Source organism: Prevotella sp. FD3004 (assembly GCF_000746155.1).
Taxonomy (GTDB): Bacteria; Bacteroidota; Bacteroidia; order Bacteroidales; family Bacteroidaceae; genus Prevotella.
In genome coordinates this window covers 87,385-109,648 of sequence record NZ_JQKR01000014.1, presented here as the reverse complement: position 1 = coordinate 109,648, position 22,264 = coordinate 87,385, and the positions used below count along the sequence as shown (strand labels likewise).

Sequence of the window (22,264 nt, the reverse complement as noted above, 5' to 3'; positions counted from 1 at the left end):
AATAACTAATAAATTAGAATATGTTTTTAGGATTACTCTTAACATCACTGTTGGCCGTCGAAAGCCCCGAGTTGATACCCTCTGACACCACTACAGCCCGTTCTTACGATCTTGACGAGGTGGTGGTAAGCGCATTCAAAACGAACAAGTATAATCTCATGCCAGTATCGTGTACTGCCTTGTCGGCCCGCCAGCTCAGCAATTTGCAGATTACAGGCATAAAGGAGCTCACTGCCGTTATTCCCAACTTTTACATGCCCGATTACGGTTCGAGAGCCAGTTGCCCTGTATTTGTACGCGGTGTAGGTAATAAGTCGGATGGTACGGGAATCGGCTTCTATGTAGACGGTATGCCCTTCTACGAGCCCCTCTCGTTCGATTGCGATTTGGGAGATGTGGCTTCTGTTGAGGTATTGCGTGGTCCTCAGGGCACGCTGTATGGTCGTAATGCCATTGGCGGCATCGTGAATATCAGCACCCGCAATCCATTGGAATATCAGAATACCCGTGTACGCTTGGGATATGGTCGCTATAACGACCTGCGTACGCAGATTTCTAATTACACTAAGCTCTCCGACAAGTTTGGTTTCACCTTTGGTGCTCTCTATCATCACAATGATGGTGCTTTCCGCAACAGCTATCTCGATGAGAAGGTGGACAAGATGAATGAGACCGAGGAACGTATCGGTCTCTACTATAAGCCTGCCGACAATTGGCTGATTCGACTGAACAGCCAATTTACCTACAGCGATCAGGGTGGTTATCCCTATGCTCCTGTGGATGTTGCTACCAACACATTGCAAGATATCAAATACAACCGCTACAGTTCATTCCGTCGCTTGGTCAGCACCAACGGATTGGGCATCACCTATACAGGTCCTGTTGTCAGCTTCAATAGTCAGACTTCGTTCCAGTATATCAACTCTAAACAGGCTATTGATCAGGACTTTACTATCAACGACAAATCGTTTGTAGAAAATGCCCGCCATCAAAACATGGTGTCACAGGAGTTCACCCTCAAGTCGAGCAATGATAGCCGATATCAGTGGGTGATTGGTGCTTTTGGTATGATGGAGCACGTAGATCGTACAGTCGATAACTACTCGCCTTCGGCTTATTCGCTCAGTCATACAAACTATTGTGTACCTACCAGTTCGCTGGCCTTGTATCATCAGAGTACCTATAAAATCTGGCGTGGTCTCTCAGCTACTGCTGGTATCCGTCTCGATTACGAGCATGCAAAGACCAAGTATGACAACCTGAAGGTAACGGCTTCTCCATTGCCAGGCGATGGTTATACTTTAGTTAATCTCAGTCAGATGTCATCGGCAACAGGTGAATCTTTCGAGAGTAGTAAGGACTTTACACAGGTAACACCTAAGTTCACCCTGCAGTACCAGACAACAGAGGATAATCTCTACTATGCATCAATAACACGTGGTTACAAGCCAGGTGGCTTCAACAAATCGTTCTCTACGGCCGATCAGCGTTCATATGAGCCCGAGTATAGCTGGAACTACGAGGTAGGTGCCAGTATCAACCTGTTGAACAACCTGGTCACCGTGAGTGCTGACCTCTTCTATATCGATTGGCGTCACATGCAGATTACCTCTACCATTGCTGGTGTAGGCAATATCACAACCAACGCTGGTCATACTGATAGCAAGGGCGCTGAGCTGAACATTGTAGCGCGTCCTGCAAAGGGCTTACAGTTCACTGCTAACTATGGTTATACTTACGCCCGCTTCCTTTCTTATGAAAAGAGTGCTACGGTAAGCTATACCAACAATCGCTTACCTATGGTGCCCAACCACACGCTGAGCGTTGATGCGAACTATACCATCAATCCAACAGGTTGGCTGGATCGCGTGATGTTCAATGTTGGTCTTCGAGGTCTGGGTCGTATCTACTGGGCAGAGGATAACCTCGTCAGTCAGGACTTCTATACAACCCTCAACGCTAAGGTTGCCTTTACCAAAGGTATTGTTACTTGGGAGTTGTGGGGCAAGAACCTGACAGATACCAACTATATGGCTTATGGCTTCAAGTCATCATCAGGCAACTACGCCCAGGCAGGCAAGCCATTGACATTTGGAACCACAATCGAGTTAAATTTCTAATCCACAAATAATTACATGGCAACAACCACCAGCGTAGATAATGTAAGGAGATTGAATCTCGCCACGTTTTTCTGTCTATACATAGCGCAGTTCATTCCCTCTACCTTCATCACTACAGCCATGCAGGTAACTATGCGCCAGGCCAACTACGGCCTGGCTACTATTGGCTTGCTGCATTTGGTACATATCCCCTGGCTTGTTAAGTTCCTTTGGGCACCAATGGTCGACCGTCAATGTTCGCATTTGGCTAGCTACCGTCGATTCATTTTGCTCATGGAGTCCATCTATGCTCTGTCTATCATGTGCATCGGATTCCTTGACATCTCAGCCGATATTTATTTTATCTTCGTACTAGTATTTATCTCAATGTTCGCATCAGCCACGCAGGATATTGCTACCGATGGGTTAGCAGTACGTGCTTTTAGCAAGGGCGACCATAGTGCTGTAAACAGTATGCAGTCGATGGGCCGTTATGCTGGTGCGTTCTTAGGTAGTGGCATCTTCATCGTGATGCTTGACCACTTTGGCTGGAGCGTGGTGTTCCCGTTGTTGGGTCTGGTGGCTTGGCTGATGGTTGTGCCTTTGCAGTTTAATAAGAAGATTCGGATAGAGCCTCGCTTGCCCAAGCAGCGTGCTAAGCTCATGGATTTTATGTGGTTTTTCTCGCGTCGCGAAATCATTCCCCATGTCATTTTTCTGCTACTCTATTTCATGGGTATCATCGGTATTATTGCCAACGTACGCCCATATATGGTCGACTTGGGCTATAATATGAAGGAAATTGGTGTGTGGTTTGGTATGGTGGGCACAGCCACCTCGTTTGTGATGGCCTGGGTGGCCCATTTGCTCATCCGTCGCATCAGCATGTATCGAGCTCGTTTGCTGGTGGCATTCATGATTGTCACCGCACCGCTATATTTCATTTTACTCACGTTTATCACACCCACGCTACCGATGATCGTTGGTGGCTTGCTGCTGGTTAAGACATGCCATGCTTTTGCTTCGATAGTGGTTTATACTACGGCGATGGATTGTGTACGCGAAGGTCGTGAGGGAACCGATTTCACCATCCAGGTGGTTGTGGTTCATCTCAGTTCTTCGCTCATCTCAATTATCTCAGGTGGCGTTGGTGAGTGGCTCGACTATCGTGGACTATATCTCATCGAATTGGGCATAGCACTCATCAGCCTGTTCTACGTTATTCGTGTGTTCAAACCCAATCAGATGCTGGCCAAATGGTAAAACGCATACTATTCACAGCTCCAGTTTCCTATCACAACCGTCTTCGCGAAGCCATCAGCATGTCGCCAGTAAGCTTCAGCCCCCTATTCGTACCCCTTATCCGTACCTCTGTGTTGCCCCCAGATGGCGCCTTTCTAGAGTTCTGTAGGTGTCTGACCAGCTTTGACTATATTGTCTGTCCAAGTCTCACGGCTGTGCGAGCGCTTGCCTCGTCAGACCTGTCTCGGACTAACTTTGAAGGGCGTGTTGTCGCCATCGGTCGCGATCAGCTTTCTGTTACTCGGTTGCTTGGTGTAGAGCCCGTCCTGCGTTATGCCAAACCTAGCATGATGGGAATCGTAGAGGCCTTACAGCTTCAGTCCTCGCCCTCGGCTAAGCATGTAGCTGTGTTGTTGCCTCAGTTCAGCGGGCTACCCGTTCCCACCACCACCATTACAGACTTTCTCAGTGCCCTTCGCCTCATGGGAGTTGCTGTTACTCCCGTTTATTGTTATCGCACCTCGACTATTGACCAGGAACGCTGTGCCAATCTGGCTGATGCTCTTTGTCGTGGCATTGTGAATGCCATTGCAATCACAAGTGGCGGCGAAGCCTATGTTCTCTCCCGGATTCTCTCACTTGCCGCTGCTCAAGGTCAACCAGTTGAGGTGCCTATTTACTCCTTTGGACCTTACACCACCCGTTGCGCCCAAGAGGTCGCTCTTGATGTGGCAGGCACATCGCCCTGTCATCACAGCTTTACTGACTATGTCGAATACCTTGCCAGCGTGGTATGACTCTTTAACGTATACTGGTGAATATATCAAATATCTGTGCTTTTCGTTTAGTGGTCTTGGTGCTTTTTTTCGCCTTCTCGTCACTCTGACTTTTTTTTCGGCACAGAGTGGAACTTCATTCGAATAAGAAAACGAAACAGGGGTGCACATCACTGTGGACCCCTGCTTTGATACTAAATTATCAACCATAAAAACCTAAACCATTAAAACTATGTTTTATCTCATTTCTTTCGAATGAAGACAAAAAAAAGCGGGACTCCGCCGAGCCCCTGTTGTTAACCTTAAATCTAATACTATGAAAAACATGGTGCAAAGGTATGCTTTTTTTTTGAAGTGTGCAAGCTTTTTGCATTATTTTTGCAAAAAGAAGCGCTTTTTTATAGATTATTCGGCAAAAAACGCTAACTTTGTCTCCTGATATGGAAGATATAAAATTTATTAGGGATACATTTCTGCTGGCGATTTTGGCAGGAATATGCATTTCAATAGGATGCGTTGTGAACCTTCGTGTGGGAGGAGTGGCTGGTGCCGTGTTGTTCGCGTTTGGCCTGACAACTGTGGTGTATTATAGACTGAAACTCTATACGGGCACGGCTGGTTTCATAAGGCGCCAAGGCGATTGGACGATGCTTTTTACCGTGTTGGTGGGTAACATCGTTGGCTGTCTGTTGTCTGCGTCGATGATTGCCTATGCGCAGCCTGACTGCGTGGAGCCCGCAGCAAAGATTCTAGCAGGGCGACTGGTCAAGGGACCCTGGGCGTGCTTTCTACTAGCCATTGGTTGTGGATTTATCATGACCACAGCGGTGGAGTTTGCTAGAAAGGGCAAAATGCTGCCGCTAGTGTTAGGCGTGCCTGTCTTCATTTTGTGTGGATTTGCACACTCTATAGCCGATGCGTTCTATTTTCTTGTTTCACCAGCTGAACAGGTGATGAATACGAGCGTACTCATGGTATATATTTCAGAGGTAATGGGTAACTTTGTGGGGTGTAACTTATATAGATGGACCACGATATGCGTCCCAAAGAACTAAAGTGTGAATGAAACCGAAGAAAAGAATGAGCCCTGTTAGGAATGATCCTGACGGGGCTCTCTCTAATAAACTAACTAAAATAATAACATATAATGTGAATCGATAATTTTAGGGGCTGCATTAGTAGCCAGGATTCTGGTCGGCATCGGTGATGGCGTTGTTCGAGTTGATCTCGAGCGTGGGGAAGGGTAGCAGCATGGCACGCTTGGCCATTTCCGGGGTGCACACGAAGTAGTCCTCCTTATACTTGGTGGATGAAGGGTTAGGACAGTTGGCTGGGTGTGCATTATGTGCCTTCCAGTATTCGAGCATGAACTCTGGGCCACGGCGACGCATGTCGAAATATTCTGTCTCTTCGCCCAACAGCTCAAAGAAACGCTCATACATGATGCGATGACGGAACTCCTCCTTGGTCATGCCACTCCAGTCGGCTGGCTCGGCTGAGGCAGGCGTGGCGCTGTTGCGTGCACGTGCCAGCACCTCGTTCACATACTGATAGGCCTTGTCGGGGCCGCTCACCTCGTTGGTGGCTTCGGCCAGCATCAGCAACACGTCGGCATAACGCAGATAGATGAAGTTCTGTGGAGCATACTGTGCCACATAGCGAGAGTCGAGGAACTTCTTAAGGTAGGGCCACATGCGACTGCTCCCCTTATCGCTGGTATAGGCAGGATAGATCGTAACGGTATCCACACCACCATTCTTGGTATAGTAGTCGTAGATGATGCCCTGTTCGATGCGTGGGTCGCCAGGATACTGCTCGCGCCAGGTGTCGAAGATATACTTTGAGGGGCGATAGCGTCCGTAGGGATTGCTCTGCGAGTTGGGGGTGTAGTCGCTCACATCGGGGGCGATGCCCTGTGTCCAGGTGTTACCATTGATATCCGAGAACTGTATCTCGATAATCGATTCGGCGGTGTTGCGGTTCTGGGCATTGTAGAGTACCTGCAGAGGCACCAACTGATAGTGTCCATATACCTTCATGCACTCGTCGATGCACTTCTGCCAGTAGGGTGAGCCCTCTTCGCCGTTGGCCAGCGTCAGATATACTTTTCCCAATAAGGCGTGAGCGGCATATTTGCTGGGGCGTCCCTCGGTAGGGTTCTCCTCAGGTAGCAGTTGGGCAGCCTCTTCCAGATCGGCCATCACCTGCTGATAGGTCTCCTCCACTGTGGAGCGTGGTATGTCGAGGTTTTTGCTGTTGATAGGTTCCAGACGCATGGGCAGACCGCCGAAGGCGCGCACCAAGTTAAAGTAAATCATACCTCTCAGGAAGTGAGCCTCGCCCTTGGCGCGTGTCTTCAGCTGCTCTGATGCACCGCTGGCGTCGATTTTGCTCAGCAGGTCGTTGCAGTCAGATATCACGGTGTAGCAGGTCTTGAAGTGGCGGCCTACATATTTATTATCGGGCTCGGTGCGCTGGGCCTTCGAGTCATTGTACGACGAACTGGTATTGTTCATCGTGCCGCCGGCAGTACAGAAAATGGTGTGATAGTCCGACTGGAACACGTTGTAGCTGGTTAGTCCGTGGTAGCATCCTGTCAAGGCGGCTTCTACGCCCTTGTCGTCAGCATAGATAACGTTAGCAGATGGAAAAGAGTCGGTATCCTCTTCCAACAGGGAGTTGCAGGATGTAAACGCCATGGCGCTTAGCAATCCCCATGCATATATGATAGTCTTTTTCATTTTTCTTTCGTATTGTTATATTGGTGATTGATGTTGTTAGAATGTCACATTCAGCGTACAGCTGTATGAGCGGTTGATAGGTGCGCTACCGTAGTCGATGCCGATACGCTTAGGGTCGTTAGAGAAACTATTGATATCGGGGTTGTAACCTGAGTAGTTGGTGATAGTGAAAAGGTTGCGTCCGGTCAGTGTTACCTGCAGCGCCTTAATCAGCTTAGAGCGCTTCAATGGCACATCGTAGGAGAGACTCAGACTACCCATACGCAGGAAACTGCCATCCTCTATCAATCGGTCGGTAAGCTCGCTCAGAGGCACGCCGATGCGTGGGTAGGTGGTGCTGGGCTTTTCTGGGCGCCAGGCATTGTGGTAGGCCTCTGATAGGATGTTGTAATCATAATAGGTGTTGGTGTTGTCGAGCTTGTTGGCGTTCACCACCTCGTTGCCTACCGAACCATGGAACTGAGCACTCAGCGTGAAGGCCTTATAGCTAATTGAAGTGTTGAAACCGAAGGTGAAGTCGGGGTTAGGATCGCCCAGAATCACACGGTCTTCGGTATTGATGATGCCATCTTCGTTGGTGTCGATATAGGCGATATCACCAGCTTTCAATTCGTTGCCGTTATACACCAGTCCGTTGGCTGCCTCGTCGCTCTGCAGGATACCGTTGGTCTTGTAACCCCAGAACAGTCCGATGGGTTTGCCTTTGATGAATATGTTAACAGGGAAGGCGGCTGATGCATAGTACGACAGGTTGGTGCCGTAGTAAGCCTCGTAGTAGTGAGTGCCATATTTGGTGACTGGCAGTCCGAGGTCGGTGATGCGGTTCTTGTTATGTGAGATGTTGGCACCGATGGTCCAGGTGAAGTCCTTGGTGCTCACGGGCACAGCGTTGAGAGCCACCTCGACACCATTGTTCTGGATAGAGCCGCAGTTCACGTAGATAGAACTATAACCCGTAGAAACGGCGGTGTTCATCGACTGCAGGATGTCGTTAGTCTCCTTGTGATAGACATCAACGCTTAGGGTGAGTCGGTTCTTCAGAATACCGAAGTCGATACCTGCGTTATACTGTGTGGTTGCCTCCCATTTCAGGTCGGGGTTGGCAATCTTACTGGGGTGCAGCCCTACTGTGTTCTGACCGCCTCCAGTGGCATACTCCACGTTACCATAGGTGTTCTGTGTGGCATAGGCTGAAATACTCTGGTTACCAGTCATACCCCAACCCAGACGCAGCTTCAGGTTGCTCAGCCACTTGCTGTCCTTCAGGAAGTTCTCCTGGTTCACACGCCAGGCCAATGCCACTGAAGGAAAGAAACTGTAGCGGTTGCCTTTCTGGAACTTGCTCGAACCATCCACGCGCCCTGTGAGTGTCACCAGATAGCGGTCCATATAATTATAGTTCATGCGCAAGAGCGATGAGGCAGTGGTCTCGTTGGTCAGCGAGTGACTGTTGGTATAGGTTTTGTTGGCATAGGCGATACCATCGATTCCCAGCGACATGATTGAGAAGTCCTCGCCCAGCATGCCATAGCGGTTGGCATCGCGGCGCTCGTAGGTCACACCGGCAGTACCCGACAGGTGGTGCACACGGTTCAGCGTATAGTCATAGTAGAACAGAGCCTCCAACGCTTTCTTCAGGCTGCGCAGTTCGCTGTAGCCCAACTGCCCGTTCACCTTCATTCCTGTATATACACCAGTGCTGTACCAGCGCGAACGACTCTTGTCGCGGGTGTCGTACGAGCCCATCAGGTGGAAGGTCAAACCTTTGATAAGCTTATAGTCGAAGGCAATCGAGGCCATGGTGCGATTCTCCTCCGAGTGGTCCTTGTAGTCGGTGAGCCAGTTGGTAGGTGTCAGCTGCAGGTCGTTGTCATTGTCGTTATTATCCTCGGGGTCGAGTTCGGCAAAAGGCTTTGCCAGGATGGCATGACGGGTGAGACTGGTGCGCTGTGCACCCTGTCCGTCGGTTCCGGCTGTCATGTCGTTCACACGACGTGTCATACTGAATGTGCCCTTGAGCGACATGTTCTGGTTGAGCTTGTACTTATAGTTCACGCGCAGATCGGCCTGGGTCAGTCCGGTGTTGCGGATGATGCCTTTGTTGTCTAAATAGCCACCTGCCACGTAGTAGTTGGCCTTGTCGTTACCACCGTTTACTGACAAACGGTATGACTGGGTGATAGAGGTGTGGAAGAGCTCCTTCTGCCAGTCGCGGGTCACGGGGTGAAAGTCGGCGCTGTAGAAGCTTTCCTCGTTTTCCGAGTCTTTCTCGTTGCGGTAGGCGATATACTCCTCGGCATTGAGCACATTGATGTGCTTGCTGGCCTGATCGAACGAGAGACCTGCCGAGAGGTTGATCTTAGCCTTGCCGCTCTTACCTTCTTTGGTGGTGATGAGCACCACGCCGTTAGAGGCGCGTGAACCATAGATGGCTGTGGCAGAGGCATCTTTGAGAACCTCGATACTTTGGATATCCTGCGGGTTGATACCTGTGAGTCCGCTCTGGGTGGTCTGTACGGGGTCACTACCCGTACCACCGCCACTATTGGGGTTGCCCACGTCCTCGGTGGCGTCATTCATGATGATGCCGTCGATAACATAAAGGGGTTCCTTGTTTCCATTCAGCGTAGAGGTACCACGAATGCGCACGTTGATGACACCACCCAGCTGTGAGTCGCCACCATTGACGTATACACCAGGAGCGTTTCCCTGTAGCAGATGATCGATGCCGCTATTAAACACGGCTTTGTCGCGATCGACGGCTACAGAGGTTACCGCACCTGTGAGGTCGCTCTTCTTCATCTGGCCGTAGCCTACCACAACCACTTCGTCGAGGCTATGGGAATCTTCAACTAATTTAATGTTGATCTGGCTGTTGCTGCCAACTTTCACATTCTGAGAAAGGTAGCCTATGTAGCTGATCTGAATGGTGCTGCCTTTGGGAACGGTCAGTTCGTAGTGACCATTCACATCGGTAACGGTGCCGTTGGTGGTGCCCTTCTCAGAGACACTGGCGCCAATCACGCTTTCACCGTTCTCATCGAGCACAAAACCTGTAATCTTCTGCTTGCTAGTGCTCTTCTCTGATTTTTTCTGATTCTTCGGAACGATGATAATCTGATTACCCTTCATATCGAAGGTGTAGTCGGTGTCCTTGAGTAGTTCTTCAATGATTTGAGGCACCGGTTTGTTCTTCTGGTTAAGAAGCACTTTCTTGTTGACGTTAAGCTTCGAGGCGTTGTATGCAATCTTGTAGTTGCTTACAGACTCGATTTTCTCGAAAGCTTTTTTCAAGGTTAAGAGCTCATTGTTGAACGATACGTTCTGAGCCTGAAGAGAAAGGCTTCCTGCTAACCACATGATAGCAGCAATCCTAAGTACACATTTTACTCTCTTTTTCATCTTAGGTTTTAAATTAGAATGATTAAAAAAATTTTAGTTGAATGTAATCTAAGGACAATAAATGTAATCGTTACACCCAATCTCTTTTTGTTAAAAAGCCTAAAAATGATTATTTGATAAAGATATCGTTGCCGTTGATTTCATAGTTTAACGACGGAATCAGCATCTTGATAACAGCCATGATGCCCTCGATGGTCTCGTCGGAATTGAAATGAGCCCTGATGGTCTGATTATTATAATGGCTGTTCTGGACATGAATATTGACGTTATAGGTACGCTCTATCTGCTGGAGGGCATAGATAAGCTTGGTCTCTTCGAAATACAAGGCTGGGATGCGCCATACGGAGAAATCGGCGGCGTTGACTTGGCGAACTTCTACTTCGCCTGTCTTGGAGTCAAGAACCAACTGGTTGTTGGGTAATAGTACATAGGATTTCCTCTGGTTGTCAACGTTGATCTGTAGCTTACCTGTTTCGAGGGTGGCTACAATCTGTGGGTTGTCGGGATAAGAGAATACGTTGAAGGTGGTACCCAGTACTTTCAGCTTCATCTGGTTGATATCCACTGTAAATGGTCGATGGCTGTCTTTCCTAACTTCGAAATATCCCTCACCAGAGAGGCAGACATTGCGCTCGGCTGACGTGAATTGTGACGGATAGACCAGCGAACTGCCGCCATTGAGCCACACCTTGGAGCCATCGGGTAGAATGACCATACTACGCTCGCCGTAAGGAGTGAACTTGTGCATGAAGATAACATCGGAATAGAGCTTGGTCTGTCTGAGTGCAGAGGCATAGTAAAAGGCTGCGGCACCCAGCATCAGTAGAGGTAGTACCCAAATGACTGCTATCTTCAGCCAAGAAAGGTGCTTGATGGTGAATGGACTCCCTCCAGGCAATGCCGATGTTAACTTCTGATAGGCATCATCGAGGGATGTATCGTCGGCTGATGCTTCTGCGCATTCGTTCCACAACTCGCGGAAGGCGTTGTCGGCATCGTTGGGAGTGAGTGCCATACGATTATGCACTCTCAATGTGATTTCATCCGATACTTCGTGATGGAAGAAATACTTGACGATATGATGGAAATACCTGTTCACTCTTTACCTTATTTATATATATGACAAATAAAAAACCTTTTACCCCCAACCTAATAATAGTAAAATAAAGAATTTTAGCACTTTACGGATGTCTCCTAATGCCAGATTGAGGTGATTCTCGATTGTTTTCTTCTGGAGTCCCAATGTCTCGGCAATCTGGTCGTTGCTAAGACCGTCTTCTCTGCTCATTCTGTAGACGGTTTGTCGCTGAGGGGGCATGTTCCCTACCACCATGTCTATGAGAAGCTGCATGTCGCAGGCCTCAATCTGATCTAAAGGTGAGGCATTATCGGTAGAGACATTTGGTATGTCCGTAATGTCTATCATCAGTGCTTTGCGAGAGGCTATGTGGTTGAGAATCGTATTCTTAGTGATGGTGTAAAGATAGGTGTCGAAGTTCTTGACCTGGGCCAACATGGCGCGCTTGGTCCATAACTTGATAAATACGAGCTGGGCTATGTCATCAGCATCGGCATCATTCTTCAGCAAACCCAAGGAAAAGGCCCGCACTTGGGGATAGGCGGCTTTGAAGATGATGCGAAAAGCCTCCTGGTTACCTTCTGTTAGTTCTTCAATGATGTCTTGGCTAATCATATTAGTAGTTCTAGGAATAATCCCCCAGCGCATCTTTGCGCTGGGGACTATTAGTTTACTGCTTGTCGAGTTCGGCAAGGTTCTCGGCAATCATCTCGTCGGTAACAGTGTAGTTCTGAAGATCGCCCTTAATGTAAGCCTCGTATGACGGCATGTCGATGAGTCCGTGACCAGAGAGGTTGAAAAGAATAACCTTCTCTTCGCCAGTCTCAATGCATTTCTTAGCCTCGCGGATGGTTGCTGCGATGGCGTGGGTGCTCTCAGGAGCAGGAATAATACCCTCGGTACGGGCAAAAAGCATACCTGCCTCGAAAGTCTCGAGTTGTGGGATGTCGACACCCTTCATCAGACCATCCTTAATCAACTGTGACACAATCATACCTGCACCATGATAGCGAAGGCCACCCGCGTGGATGTTAGAGGGCTTGAAGTTGTGGCCCAGAGTGTACATGGGCAGCAGAGGGGTGTAGCCTGCCTCGTCACCAAAGTCATAGCGGAACTGACCGCGTGTGAGTTTCGGACAGCTGTCTGGCTCAGCGGCGATGAACTCTGTCTTTTTGCCGTCTTTCAGGTTATGACGCATAAAGGGGAAGGCGATACCGCCGAAGTTGGAACCACCGCCGAAACAGCCAATTACGATGTCGGGATATTCGCCAGCCATCGCCATCTGCTTCTCTGCTTCCAGACCGATAATACTCTGGTGGATGGCTACATGATTGAGTACGGAGCCCAGCGTATACTTACAGTTTGGAGTGGTAGTGGCGAGTTCGACAGCCTCGGAGATGGCTGTGCCCAGAGAACCAGAGTGGTTGGGGTCTTTGGTGAGTATGTCCTTACCAGCGCGGGTTGACATGGATGGAGAACCCTCAACAACGGCACCGAAAGTACGCATGATGCTAGAACGATAGGGCTTCTGCTGCATGGTGATCTTTACTTGATAGACAGCGCAGTCGAGACCGTATATCTTTGCGGCATAAGAGAGTGCTGCACCCCACTGGCCTGCACCAGTCTCGGTGGTGACGTTGGTCGTGCCTTCCTGCTTGGCATAGTAGCACTGAGGAAGGGCTGAGTTGATCTTATGTGATCCCAGAGGATTGGTACTCTCGTTTTTGAAATATATATGAGCAGGAGTGCCGAGTGCCTCTTCAAGGGCATAGGCGCGGACTAGTGGTGTCGAACGGTAATACTTGTATTTCTCGAGCACATCCTCAGGGATGTCAATCCATGCATGTTCTGTATCGAGTTCCTGTACACAGCATTCACGTGGAAAAATGTGTGCCAAGTCGTCAACGCCTAAAGGCTGTTTGGTTGCTGGATGGATGGGCGGCATGGGTTTATTGGGCATGTCGGCCTGAATGTTGTACCATTGTGTAGGAATCTCACTCTCTTGGAGGATGAATTTCTTTTGTTTAGCCATAATGATTGATTTTAGAATTAGGAATTCCGCCTGCAAAGATAACACTTTTTTGGCACGGATTATACGGATTATGCCGTTTTTTTTTAATTTTGTACCCGATTATGTGGATTATTGTAACAATATTGGTTTATTTTGCAGTGTTGCTGCTCATCAGCAGACTGACTGGGCGACAGGCTACGAACGAGACTTTTTTCAGAGCAAATCGTCGTTCGCCTTGGTATATGGTAGCCTTTGGTATGGTGGGTGCTTCAATATCGGGTGTGACGTTTGTGAGTGTGCCTGGTATGGTGACGACATCGGGAATGACGTATATGCAGACGTGTCTGGGCTTTATTTTAGGCTATGTGGTGGTCGCTTTTTTACTTTTGCCGCTCTATTATAGGTTAAATCTGACAACTATCTATTCGTATTTGGGACAGCGATTGGGACCAAGGGCATATAAGACAGGAGCCTCGTTTTTTCTGCTGTCGAAGATGACGGGGGCGGTGGTGAGATTCTATGTGGTATGTATTATCTTACAACGATTCGTGTTTGATGCATGGGGCGTACCTTTTGCTTTGACAGTGACGGGGATGGTGGCACTGATATGGCTCTATACCCGACGTGGGGGCATACGTACGCTGGTGTGGACGGACTCATTTCAGACCGTGTGCTTGTTTTCGGCTCTGTTACTTATTATATATAAGGTCGTTGGAGAATTGGGCATGACGATGCCTGAGGCCGTGAAGGCTATTGCAGCAGACAGCCACAGTACGATGTTCGTGATAGATGACTGGGTGACGAAACAAAATTTCTGGAAGCAGTTTCTGAGTGGTGTGTTTATCGTCATAGTGATGACAGGGCTGGATCAGGATATGATGCAGAAGAATCTGACGTGCAAATCGTTGCGTGAGGCGCAAAAGGATATGTGTTCTTATGGCGTGGCCTTTGTACCAGCCAATTTGCTCTTTCTGTCATTGGGTGTTTTGCTGGTGATGTTGGGAAGAAAGGAAACGGGTGATGCGCTGTTGCCTACTTTTGTGGCTGAAAACGGCCTCTCGGTCGTGCTGCCTTTCACAATTGGTATAGTGGCGGCATCGTTCTCGAGTGCAGACTCTGCATTGACATCGCTCACCACGAGTTATTGCGTTGATATCAGAGGAAGAGCGGGTGATGAACAGTTAAGAAAGCAGGTTCATTTAGCTATCAGTGGGTTATTTGTAATAATGATACTGTTGTTCAGACTACTGAACTCAACAAGTGTGATTGATGCGATATACGTGATGTGTGGCTATACCTATGGACCATTGTTAGGGCTCTTTGCCTTTGGATTACTGACAAAACGCACGCCGAAGGACAGGTGGGTGCCTTATGTTTGTATAGCTTCGCCATTGATTTGTTATGCGATAGACGTACTGACTTTCGAACAAACAGGCTACAAGTTTGGATATGAACTACTGATGATGAATGGTATGTTTACCTTTCTGGCTCTGCTTGCTGTAAGCTCTCGAGGAATTCCTTCGGCTGAATGCCAAACTGCTTCTTGAAACAGGTAGCGAAATAACGGGGATCGTGAAAGCCGACGCTATAAGCCAAATCGCTGACACGTAGTTTCGGATCTTGTTCAGCCAACTTCTTGGCTTCTTTCATACGTACATCGCGGATGAAAGCAGATACATTCATACCTGTGATGGATCGCAGTTTGTTGTATAGGGTGGAGGCACTGGTTCCCATGTCGGAAGCTAGTGAGTTGCGATCGTATTCTTCGTCTTCAAGGTGGATGTGAATATATTCCAGAACACGGCTGAGAAACAATTCTTCAGGTGAACTCTTGGGGAATGTCTTGAGAGTCTCTTCTTCTGTTTTCTGGATAATATCTTGTTGCCTGCGACGTCTGTTTTCTATAATATTATCGATGCGTAACTTGAGATCGCGCAGGTGGAATGGTTTAGTGATATATTCGTCGGCTCCAATCTCGAGGGCTTTCTGTATGTCTTCCTCTTGCGTCTTGGCTGTGAGTAGGATGATAGGTAGGTGGTAATAGTTGGAATCGCCCTTGATGGCCTGTGTGAGCTGGATACCATCCATTTGGGGCATCATCACATCGGAGATAATGAGGTCAAGTTCTTTTTCGTGGACTATCTTCAGTGCTTCGATACCATTGGGTGCGATATATATGCGATAGTAGGGACGGAGTAACTGTTGCATGAGCATGAGTAGCTCAGCATTATCTTCAACGATAAGAATTTTATATGTATCTTCGTCAATAAGATCGTCAATTTCAGGGGCGGCATTGAAATCAGGAATGAGGGCGTCAAAATTCTTAATGGTGTTTTTGGGAAGGATGAAGTCGCTATTGGAACTATCGTAAATTTCTTCGGGAGAAAATGCTTCCTTGGAGATGGGGAGATCGACGATGAAGGTCGTCAGTTTGTCTGCTTCGCTTTCGCAAGTTATGGTACCATGGTGCAGATGGACCATATCTTGTGTTAAGGCAAGCCCAAGGCCTGTTCCAGTGGTGTGATATTGTCGATAGTCACCATCGTGGAAGCGGTGGAAAAGTTGCTTCATCATCTTGGGCGATATGCCTTTCCCTGTATTACTCACCTCGATGCGAATTCTGTCATAATGCTCGCTCGTACGTACATGTAGTGAGATGGTGCCCATTTCGTTTGTGTATTTAGCAGCATTAGAGAGAAGGTTGTATATGATTTTGTCGAGTTTATCTGTATCTATCCATCCCATCATACTCTCGGGAATGCATGAGATATTAAATTGCATGTTCTTGCGAGCCAGCAAGGGTTCGATGCAGTTCGCTGCTTCTTGAATGTATCGCATTACGTCGCCTTGGGCTACTAAGAGTTTGAGTTCGCCTGCCTCAGACTTATTGGTTTCTAGAATTTGTTGCAGTAGTCGTACCATACGCTGGATATTAAGCTGCATCATGTCGTAATCGTGGCTGAATTGAGGCACTTGTTCGCGCAGTTTATCAACAGAAGCAGAAATGACGGTAAGGGGGGTAAGCAGTTCGTGGGTGATGTTGGTGAAGATGTAACTCATTTGCAAACGTCTGCGCACTTGCATATTGCGCAGGTATAGTCGACGTCCTGCGAAAAAGATTATGACCACCATGGTCACAATTAAAGTGGTTAATAGTATGCGACCGTCCATGATTGATAATTTTATGTTTCCGTGTGCAAATATAGATAATTTCGACGAATTACAATATTTTTTTCGACAAAAAGAGCTTTTTTATGGTCGAAAACGTTTAAAAATCGTGATTTTTAGTAGAAAATACGTTAAATAACGCATTTTAAACATCAAAAATCGCAAATTAAACATGTTTTTCTAAATCTTGTATTATCTTTGCATCAAGATTTTAATGGTTAAGGTTTATGGTTGATTAATTTAGTTTTTTAAGTATGGAAAAGGTTCGTTGTGAAACGAGCCTTTTCCCTGTTAATGGGGGATCCTTTTTATTTATTTAATAGATAACGTTCTGCCTCGATGGCTGCCTGACATCCAGAACCGGCAGCAGAGATGGCCTGACGGTATACAGGGTCTGCACAATCGCCAGCGACAAACACACCAGGAATCTTTGTACGGGGGGTTCCGTCAATCTTCTTCAGATACCCTATCTCATCCATGTCCAGCCAGTCACTGAAAATTTCGGTGTTGGGCTTGTGTCCTATGGCAAGGAAAAAGCCATCTATGGCTATGTCAACCAACTCTTCATCGGGTTCGCCCTTGCGTTTTACAAGATGAGCCCCTTCAACACCATTCTCACCAAAGAGGCCAAGTGTGTTGTGCTCAAAGAGTATTTCGATGTTCTCACGCTCTTTAACACGCTGTTGCATGACTTGTGAGGCGCGCAGGAAGGGCTTGCGCACAATCAGATAAACTTTTTTGGCCAGCCCAGCAAGGTATAGAGCATCTTCGCAGGCAGTGTCGCCACCTCCAACTACAGCAACAGTTTTCTTCCGATAGAAGAAACCATCGCAGGTAGCACAGGCAGAAACACCCTGTCCATTATATTTGCGTTCGTCGTCAAGTCCAAGATACTTGGCTGAGGCTCCTGTGGCTATAATCACAGTGTCGGCTTCAATCTGTGTACCATCATCGGCAGTACAGACATAAGGGGCCTTTGAGAAGTCTACTTTCACAATGGTTCCCATGCGCACATCTGTACCGAAACGCTGTGCCTGTTCAAGCAGATCCATCATCATCTGATTGCCATCGATCCCTTGAGGATAACCTGGAAAATTTTCTACTTCGGTGGTCTGTGTAAGTTGACCGCCAGGCTGCATGCCACTATACTCAATTGGATTAAGATTAGCACGTGAAGCATAAATGGCTGCGGTATATCCTGCAGGGCCGCTGCCTATAATCAGACACTTTGTCTTTTCCATATTATTTAAGCAGTTCTTCGATTTTTGCTTTAATTTTTGAGAAATCTTCAGTGGACTCATAGCGGGCTACTACCTGACCTTTCTTATTGATGAGGAATTTGGTGAAGTTCCACTTAATACCGGGTTTTGATTTATAGTCAGGGTCTTCTTTTGTGAGTAGATCGTCGATAATGGCAGTGATGGGATGACTTTCATTCCATCCGGCAAAATCTTTTTGCTCTGCCAAAAACTTGAAGAGTGGATCTGCATCTTCACCTTTCACCTTGATTTTCTTGAAACGGGGAAATTCTGTGCCAAAATTGGATTTGCAAAATTCATGGATTGATTCATCGGTGCCAGGAGCTTGCTGACCGAACTGATTGCAGGGGAAGTCGAGAATCTCGAATCCCTTAGAGTGATACTTTTCGTAGATCTTCTCCAGTTCTTCATATTGCGGGGTAAGTCCACACTTGGTTGCTGTATTGACAATCAGCAACACCTCATTAGCGTACTCCTTTAGAGAGACGTCTTTGCCTTTTCTGTCTTTGACAGTGAAGTCATAAATGGTTTTCATTCCTATTCTTGATAGATTAATTTATCTTTGCGACTATAATACTGCGCAAAGATACAAAAAAGAAGTGAAAAGTGAAAAGTGAAAAGTTATGGGGTCTTGTTTTTTTTTAACTTTTAACTATTCACTATTCTCTTTTCACTATTTACTATCTAAGCCCCCAGCTGGACTTGACATCTTCTTGTGATACACTTTCTATCTGGTTTTCAATGTCGTCTGGCAGATTGCAGAAGAAATCGATACCAGTTAACTCTTCCAGTTTGTCGATGTTGACAACGTAGTCACCAAGATTATCATTTGAGTGGTCTTCATTTAAGTGCTCTACCCAGAATCCAAGTGCTTTGTATGTGTCGCCCTTCTTGTGAAGTAGAGCTACAAAGAAAAACTTTGGTACAATGTGATTGTTAATTGTCTTACCTAGAATCTGTTCGCTCTTGTCAATAGTACCACCTTTGCACACATACAACTCATCGGCGCCATTAGCCCAGTTGCGGGTACGAGCTTCCATCATACTCCAAATACCTCCATTGAACTTAGCAACCATAGGTAGAATGTTGGTCATAAAGAAGGTCTGTTCGTTTACGTCCTTGCTGTAAAGTCTATCGGCTGAGGGGCATATGTGGCCTTTCTCGTAGTATGCGCTGGTACCAGGGAAATAGCTTTTACTTAATTCATTATACGTAGCCTGCTGTTGGGCAGTTGCTATGTCTGGATCGTAATTCCAAGGGTCTCCCTCAGGCCACAGGCTTTTACGGGTGTTACCATTAGAGGCCATGTTTTTTTTGTTAAGCGTATAGCATGTCCAGCGTTGTGCTCTCAGACTGCTATCCCACTCGAAAGAGTAGTTTACACCATAGCCTTCGACGGTATGGGTAACAACAATACTACCGCTTTTGGTCTTGGGCATTTCCAAAAGGGCTAAATACTCATTCTGCGAAGCATCGTTCTTGTTGATGTTAGTAGATTCAACAGGGCCTGGTGTTGGCGTTGGCTCTGGGCCGTCTTCGCTACTGCCTCCGCAAGAGGCAAGCATGAATAGAGGAATCAGGTAGAATAGTCGTTTCATAAAGAGTCGATTTAAAAAGAAAAGGTGCAACCAAGGCATATGCAACTACCGTGGACGCACCTTTTAAAATTTTGCGGTTTTATCTTACTTCTTCGCAGCCTTACCGTAGCGGCTCATGAACTTATCAACACGACCTGCGGTGTCAACGAGCTTGCTCTTACCTGTATAGAAGGGGTGAGAGGTGCTTGAAATTTCGACTTTTACCACTGGGTAAGTTTCGCCTTCGAATTCTACAGTGTCATTTGTCTTTGCAGTAGACTTCGTAAGGAACATATCGCCGTTGGACATATCCTTGAATACGACGGGGCGATAGTTTTCTGGATGAATACCTTTTTTCATTTTAAATTTGAATATTAATGTTTAAAAACTAAATCTCGAACTTTTGGGCTGCAAAGGTACGAAGATTTTTTTGAACCAACAAACTTTATCGACTTAATTTTACTCTGAGTGATGTTTTTTGTGTTTTTTTCTTTGTTGACTCAGTTTTTTGTGGTATTTTTGCAAACAAATACACTATAATATGCGAAGAATTGGATTTTTGACGCTGACCCTATTGCTTTTCTTCGGGGTATGCATGGCGAAAGGCCCGAAGAAAAAGATTGCTTATGGTATTGGTTTCTATAATCTTGAGAATTTATTCGATACTTGTCATGATGCAGGGAAGAACGACTATGAATTTCTACCTGAGGGTTCTTATCACTGGACAAGTGATAAGTATGTCAATAAGTTGAGGAATCTCTCGCGGGTGCTTTCTGATATGGGTACTGATGTCTTGCCCAATGTGGGTTGTGCAGCTATAGGTGTGGCTGAGGTCGAAAATGCTAAATGTTTGGAAGACCTCTGTAACGAAGGCCCATTGAAAGAACGTAATTTCAAATTTGTACATATCGAAGGCCCTGACCAGCGTGGCATAGACTGTGCCTTGCTTTATAATCCGCAAATTTTCGCAGTAAGAAATGTGAAACTTGTACCTTACGTGTATACGCGACCTGAAGATGCTGGTCGGGCTACCCGTGGCTTCTTGGTAGTGAGTGGCACCTTGGCAGATGAACACCTGACAATTATCGTGAATCACCTGCCATCACGTGGTGCACCTTCTATTGCTAGAGAGGATGGCGGTTTACAGCTCAGAGCGGTGAAAGACTCGTTATTAAGAGATGACCCTGGCGTGAAAATGTTGATTATGGGAGATATGAACGACGATCCTCAAGATCTCTCAATGGCAAAATGTCTAGGTGCCCATCGGGAGATAAGTGAAGTAGAGAATGGAGGATTATATAATCCCTGGTGGAACACGCTGGCAGCAGGCGATGGTACGCTGATGTATGAGGGAGCCTGGAATCTGTTCGATCAGATTATCCTGTCTAAGTCTCTTCTAGTGCAGAAGGGCCTTACTTTTGAGGGGCATCAGGTGTTCCGTCGTGACTATATGTTGCAGGGGCCTGGTGACTATTGGGGCAGTCCTCTGCGAACCACAGCTGGTGGTAAGTGGCTTAATGGCTTTAGCGACCATCTTCCTACAGTGGTCTATTTGAGTAAATAAAAACAAATCAGAATCATATATGACTATTATCGGAATTGCGGGCGGAACGGGTTCAGGCAAGACCACCGTCGTAAAACGAATTGCCAAGGCGCTGCCACCTCACTGTGCAGCAGTAGTACCACTGGATTCGTATTATAATGATACGACGAATCTCACACCAGAGGAACGTGCGGCTATCAACTTTGATCATCCTGACGCTTTCGACTGGAAACTGCTAACAGAACATATAAAGAAACTAAAAGCTGGTGAGGCTATCGAGCAGCCCACCTACTCTTATATTGAGAGTAACCGTCTGAAGGAAACTATCCACGTAGAACCCAAGCCTGTCATCATTATTGAGGGTATCATGGCGCTCCACTATAAGAAATTGCGCGATATGATGGATTTAAAGATTTTCGTGGATACAGACGATGACGTTCGACTGATTCGAAACATTCGTCGCGACGTGGTGGAACGTGGACGTACTGTCGATATGGTACTCGATCGTTATGAGAAAGTTCTGAAACCTATGCACGAACAATTTATCGAGCCCACAAAGAAATTTGCCGATCTTATTATCCCTTGGGGAGGTGACAACAAGACCGGCATTCATATCCTTCGCTCTTATATTGAAGGAATCGTTACTGGGGTCTGAAAAGTTATTGTATAGTTGGAACACTATCATCAGAAGGGAGTGCTTCTTCTGCACCCTCTTCTGCTGAAATAGTCTCAGCAGTCTTTTCTTCCACAACTTCTTCTGCTACAGGAATCTCCTGTATTTGGGCTGCCTTGCGCTTATCTGCATGGAACTTCAGCGAATTAATCATTTCCGTCACACCATAGAGCAGTGAGCACCAGCCAAGAATCAGCATCGCAGTACTGGCTGGAGCCATAGGGCGAATGATGACGTAGAGTCCGGTAAGCAGAACCAGTGAGGGGAATACCCAGTAGCCAAAACCGATCTTACCGTATTTACGTCCGTTAATAAGGTTCATATACTGATTGATGGCGCCAAGAATTAAGATGCCCCCGATAATATACATCAGGGCAGTGATGAATATATTTGGAGTAAGTGCCAGCAGTGCTCCAAGAATAAGGCTGCCCACACCCACGATGGGAAATGTAGGCTGCTCGCCAGCAATCACTTTGCCATCAGTATCGGTTATTTTGTATTCTGAAACATTCTTTCGTGCATTTACGTACACTATCAGCGAGATAACACCTGAAAGCAGGAAAAGGATACCAATGGCAACTGTAATCCATGTAACGGTATTGTCGGGATATTTTATCAATAAAATACCAATTGCGATGGCGCAAATGGAACGGAAAATAGAGCTTTGTAGTATCTTCATAATTGTCTTTTTTCAA

At 46.9% G+C, this 22,264-nt stretch carries 18 protein-coding genes; 7 read left to right on the top strand and 11 right to left on the bottom strand.

The genetic code is table 11. The features are described from left to right. The first annotated feature begins 20 nt into the window (after window positions 1-20). From T325_RS06075 to T325_RS12365, 4 genes are all read left to right on the top strand, one after another. Window positions 21-2,120, top strand: a complete 2,100-nt coding sequence (locus T325_RS06075) for a TonB-dependent receptor (RefSeq protein WP_036911405.1) — start codon at window positions 21-23, stop codon at window positions 2,118-2,120. Between the two features lie 15 nt (window positions 2,121-2,135). Then, a complete protein-coding gene (locus T325_RS06070; protein ID WP_036911404.1) occupies window positions 2,136-3,362 on the top strand; it encodes an MFS transporter in 1,227 nt (408 codons plus the stop codon). Then, window positions 3,356-4,138 (top strand): uroporphyrinogen-III synthase, encoded by a 783-nt coding sequence (locus T325_RS06065; RefSeq protein WP_036911402.1) that lies wholly within the window; start codon window positions 3,356-3,358, stop codon window positions 4,136-4,138. Before T325_RS06070 ends, T325_RS06065 begins: the two co-directional genes overlap by 7 nt. A gap of 419 nt (window positions 4,139-4,557) precedes the next feature. Continuing rightward, window positions 4,558-5,172: a formate/nitrite transporter family protein gene (locus T325_RS12365; RefSeq protein ID WP_051949744.1), complete on the top strand. Its 615-nt coding sequence runs from the start codon at window positions 4,558-4,560 to the stop codon at window positions 5,170-5,172. Window positions 5,173-5,292: 120 nt separating this feature from the next. Here T325_RS12365 and T325_RS06055 read toward each other — a convergent pair whose 3' ends face one another. The 5 genes from T325_RS06055 to T325_RS06035 form a co-directional block, all read right to left on the bottom strand. Then, window positions 5,293-6,858 carry a RagB/SusD family nutrient uptake outer membrane protein gene (locus tag T325_RS06055; RefSeq protein WP_081911075.1) on the bottom strand — a complete coding sequence of 522 codons (1,566 nt, stop codon included), beginning with the start codon at window positions 6,856-6,858 and terminating at the stop codon, window positions 5,293-5,295. 36 nt (window positions 6,859-6,894) lie between these two features. After that, complete coding sequence (locus T325_RS06050; protein ID WP_081911074.1) at window positions 6,895-10,260, bottom strand: TonB-dependent receptor; 3,366 nt, start codon at window positions 10,258-10,260, stop codon at window positions 6,895-6,897. A 109-nt stretch (window positions 10,261-10,369) separates the two neighbouring features. Continuing rightward, a complete protein-coding gene (locus T325_RS06045) occupies window positions 10,370-11,359 on the bottom strand; it encodes a FecR family protein (RefSeq protein ID WP_036911397.1) in 990 nt (329 codons plus the stop codon). 39 nt (window positions 11,360-11,398) lie between these two features. Further along, the gene (locus T325_RS06040; protein WP_036911394.1) at window positions 11,399-11,953 is read right to left on the bottom strand and encodes an RNA polymerase sigma-70 factor; all 555 of its coding nucleotides are present in this window, start codon (window positions 11,951-11,953) and stop codon (window positions 11,399-11,401) included. A 55-nt stretch (window positions 11,954-12,008) separates the two neighbouring features. Continuing rightward, window positions 12,009-13,370, bottom strand: a complete 1,362-nt coding sequence (locus tag T325_RS06035) for a TrpB-like pyridoxal phosphate-dependent enzyme (RefSeq protein ID WP_036911392.1) — start codon at window positions 13,368-13,370, stop codon at window positions 12,009-12,011. 101 nt (window positions 13,371-13,471) lie between these two features. Between T325_RS06035 and T325_RS06030 the strand changes: the two genes are divergently transcribed. Then, window positions 13,472-14,896, top strand: a complete 1,425-nt coding sequence (locus T325_RS06030) for a sodium:solute symporter (RefSeq protein WP_036911390.1) — start codon at window positions 13,472-13,474, stop codon at window positions 14,894-14,896. Here the strand turns inward: T325_RS06030 and T325_RS06025 are convergent. From T325_RS06025 to T325_RS06005, 5 genes are all read right to left on the bottom strand, one after another. After that, on the bottom strand, window positions 14,826-16,409 hold the full coding sequence (locus T325_RS06025) for a hybrid sensor histidine kinase/response regulator transcription factor (RefSeq protein WP_051949743.1): 1,584 nt from the start codon (window positions 16,407-16,409) through the stop codon (window positions 14,826-14,828). The two genes, T325_RS06030 and T325_RS06025, sit on opposite strands and share 71 nt — an antisense overlap. Before the next feature lie 416 nt (window positions 16,410-16,825). Next, window positions 16,826-17,758, bottom strand: a complete 933-nt coding sequence (trxB, locus tag T325_RS06020; protein WP_036911388.1) for a thioredoxin-disulfide reductase — start codon at window positions 17,756-17,758, stop codon at window positions 16,826-16,828. 1 nt (window position 17,759) lies between these two features. Then, the gene (locus T325_RS06015; RefSeq protein WP_036911386.1) at window positions 17,760-18,311 is read right to left on the bottom strand and encodes a glutathione peroxidase; all 552 of its coding nucleotides are present in this window, start codon (window positions 18,309-18,311) and stop codon (window positions 17,760-17,762) included. Window positions 18,312-18,456: 145 nt separating this feature from the next. After that, window positions 18,457-19,374, bottom strand: coding sequence for a DNA/RNA non-specific endonuclease (locus T325_RS06010; RefSeq protein WP_036911384.1), 918 nt, complete (start codon window positions 19,372-19,374; stop codon window positions 18,457-18,459). Window positions 19,375-19,458: 84 nt separating this feature from the next. After that, window positions 19,459-19,713 carry a type B 50S ribosomal protein L31 gene (locus tag T325_RS06005; protein ID WP_013064062.1) on the bottom strand — a complete coding sequence of 85 codons (255 nt, stop codon included), beginning with the start codon at window positions 19,711-19,713 and terminating at the stop codon, window positions 19,459-19,461. Window positions 19,714-19,894: 181 nt separating this feature from the next. Here T325_RS06005 and T325_RS06000 point away from each other — a divergent pair, with 181 nt between their 5' ends. Together T325_RS06000 and udk are read left to right on the top strand one after the other, a co-directional pair. Next, window positions 19,895-20,917: an endonuclease/exonuclease/phosphatase family protein gene (locus T325_RS06000; RefSeq protein WP_036911383.1), complete on the top strand. Its 1,023-nt coding sequence runs from the start codon at window positions 19,895-19,897 to the stop codon at window positions 20,915-20,917. Between the two features lie 19 nt (window positions 20,918-20,936). Next, complete coding sequence (udk, locus tag T325_RS05995) at window positions 20,937-21,551, top strand: uridine kinase (RefSeq protein ID WP_036911381.1); 615 nt, start codon at window positions 20,937-20,939, stop codon at window positions 21,549-21,551. A gap of 4 nt (window positions 21,552-21,555) precedes the next feature. On the opposite strand, the gene T325_RS05990 is transcribed toward udk, so the two are convergent. Beyond that, window positions 21,556-22,248, bottom strand: a complete 693-nt coding sequence (locus T325_RS05990) for an HdeD family acid-resistance protein (protein ID WP_036911378.1) — start codon at window positions 22,246-22,248, stop codon at window positions 21,556-21,558. Window positions 22,249-22,264: the final 16 nt, after the last annotated feature.

Coding starts and splice junctions, on each gene's coding strand:
- T325_RS06000 (WP_036911383.1), top strand. CDS start 19,895: ATGCGAAGAATTGGATTTTTGACGCTGACCCTATTGCTTTTCTTCGGG.
- T325_RS05990 (WP_036911378.1), bottom strand. CDS start 22,248: ATGAAGATACTACAAAGCTCTATTTTCCGTTCCATTTGCGCCATCGCA.
- T325_RS06065 (WP_036911402.1), top strand. CDS start 3,356: ATGGTAAAACGCATACTATTCACAGCTCCAGTTTCCTATCACAACCGT.
- T325_RS06035 (WP_036911392.1), bottom strand. CDS start 13,370: ATGGCTAAACAAAAGAAATTCATCCTCCAAGAGAGTGAGATTCCTACA.
- T325_RS06005 (WP_013064062.1), bottom strand. CDS start 19,713: ATGAAAAAAGGTATTCATCCAGAAAACTATCGCCCCGTCGTATTCAAG.
- trxB (WP_036911388.1), bottom strand. CDS start 17,758: ATGGAAAAGACAAAGTGTCTGATTATAGGCAGCGGCCCTGCAGGATAT.
- T325_RS06050 (WP_081911074.1), bottom strand. CDS start 10,260: ATGAAAAAGAGAGTAAAATGTGTACTTAGGATTGCTGCTATCATGTGG.
- T325_RS06055 (WP_081911075.1), bottom strand. CDS start 6,858: ATGAAAAAGACTATCATATATGCATGGGGATTGCTAAGCGCCATGGCG.
- T325_RS06010 (WP_036911384.1), bottom strand. CDS start 19,374: ATGAAACGACTATTCTACCTGATTCCTCTATTCATGCTTGCCTCTTGC.
- T325_RS06040 (WP_036911394.1), bottom strand. CDS start 11,953: ATGATTAGCCAAGACATCATTGAAGAACTAACAGAAGGTAACCAGGAG.
- T325_RS12365 (WP_051949744.1), top strand. CDS start 4,558: ATGGAAGATATAAAATTTATTAGGGATACATTTCTGCTGGCGATTTTG.
- T325_RS06070 (WP_036911404.1), top strand. CDS start 2,136: ATGGCAACAACCACCAGCGTAGATAATGTAAGGAGATTGAATCTCGCC.
- T325_RS06075 (WP_036911405.1), top strand. CDS start 21: ATGTTTTTAGGATTACTCTTAACATCACTGTTGGCCGTCGAAAGCCCC.
- T325_RS06030 (WP_036911390.1), top strand. CDS start 13,472: ATGTGGATTATTGTAACAATATTGGTTTATTTTGCAGTGTTGCTGCTC.
- udk (WP_036911381.1), top strand. CDS start 20,937: ATGACTATTATCGGAATTGCGGGCGGAACGGGTTCAGGCAAGACCACC.
- T325_RS06025 (WP_051949743.1), bottom strand. CDS start 16,409: ATGAGTTACATCTTCACCAACATCACCCACGAACTGCTTACCCCCCTT.
- T325_RS06015 (WP_036911386.1), bottom strand. CDS start 18,311: ATGAAAACCATTTATGACTTCACTGTCAAAGACAGAAAAGGCAAAGAC.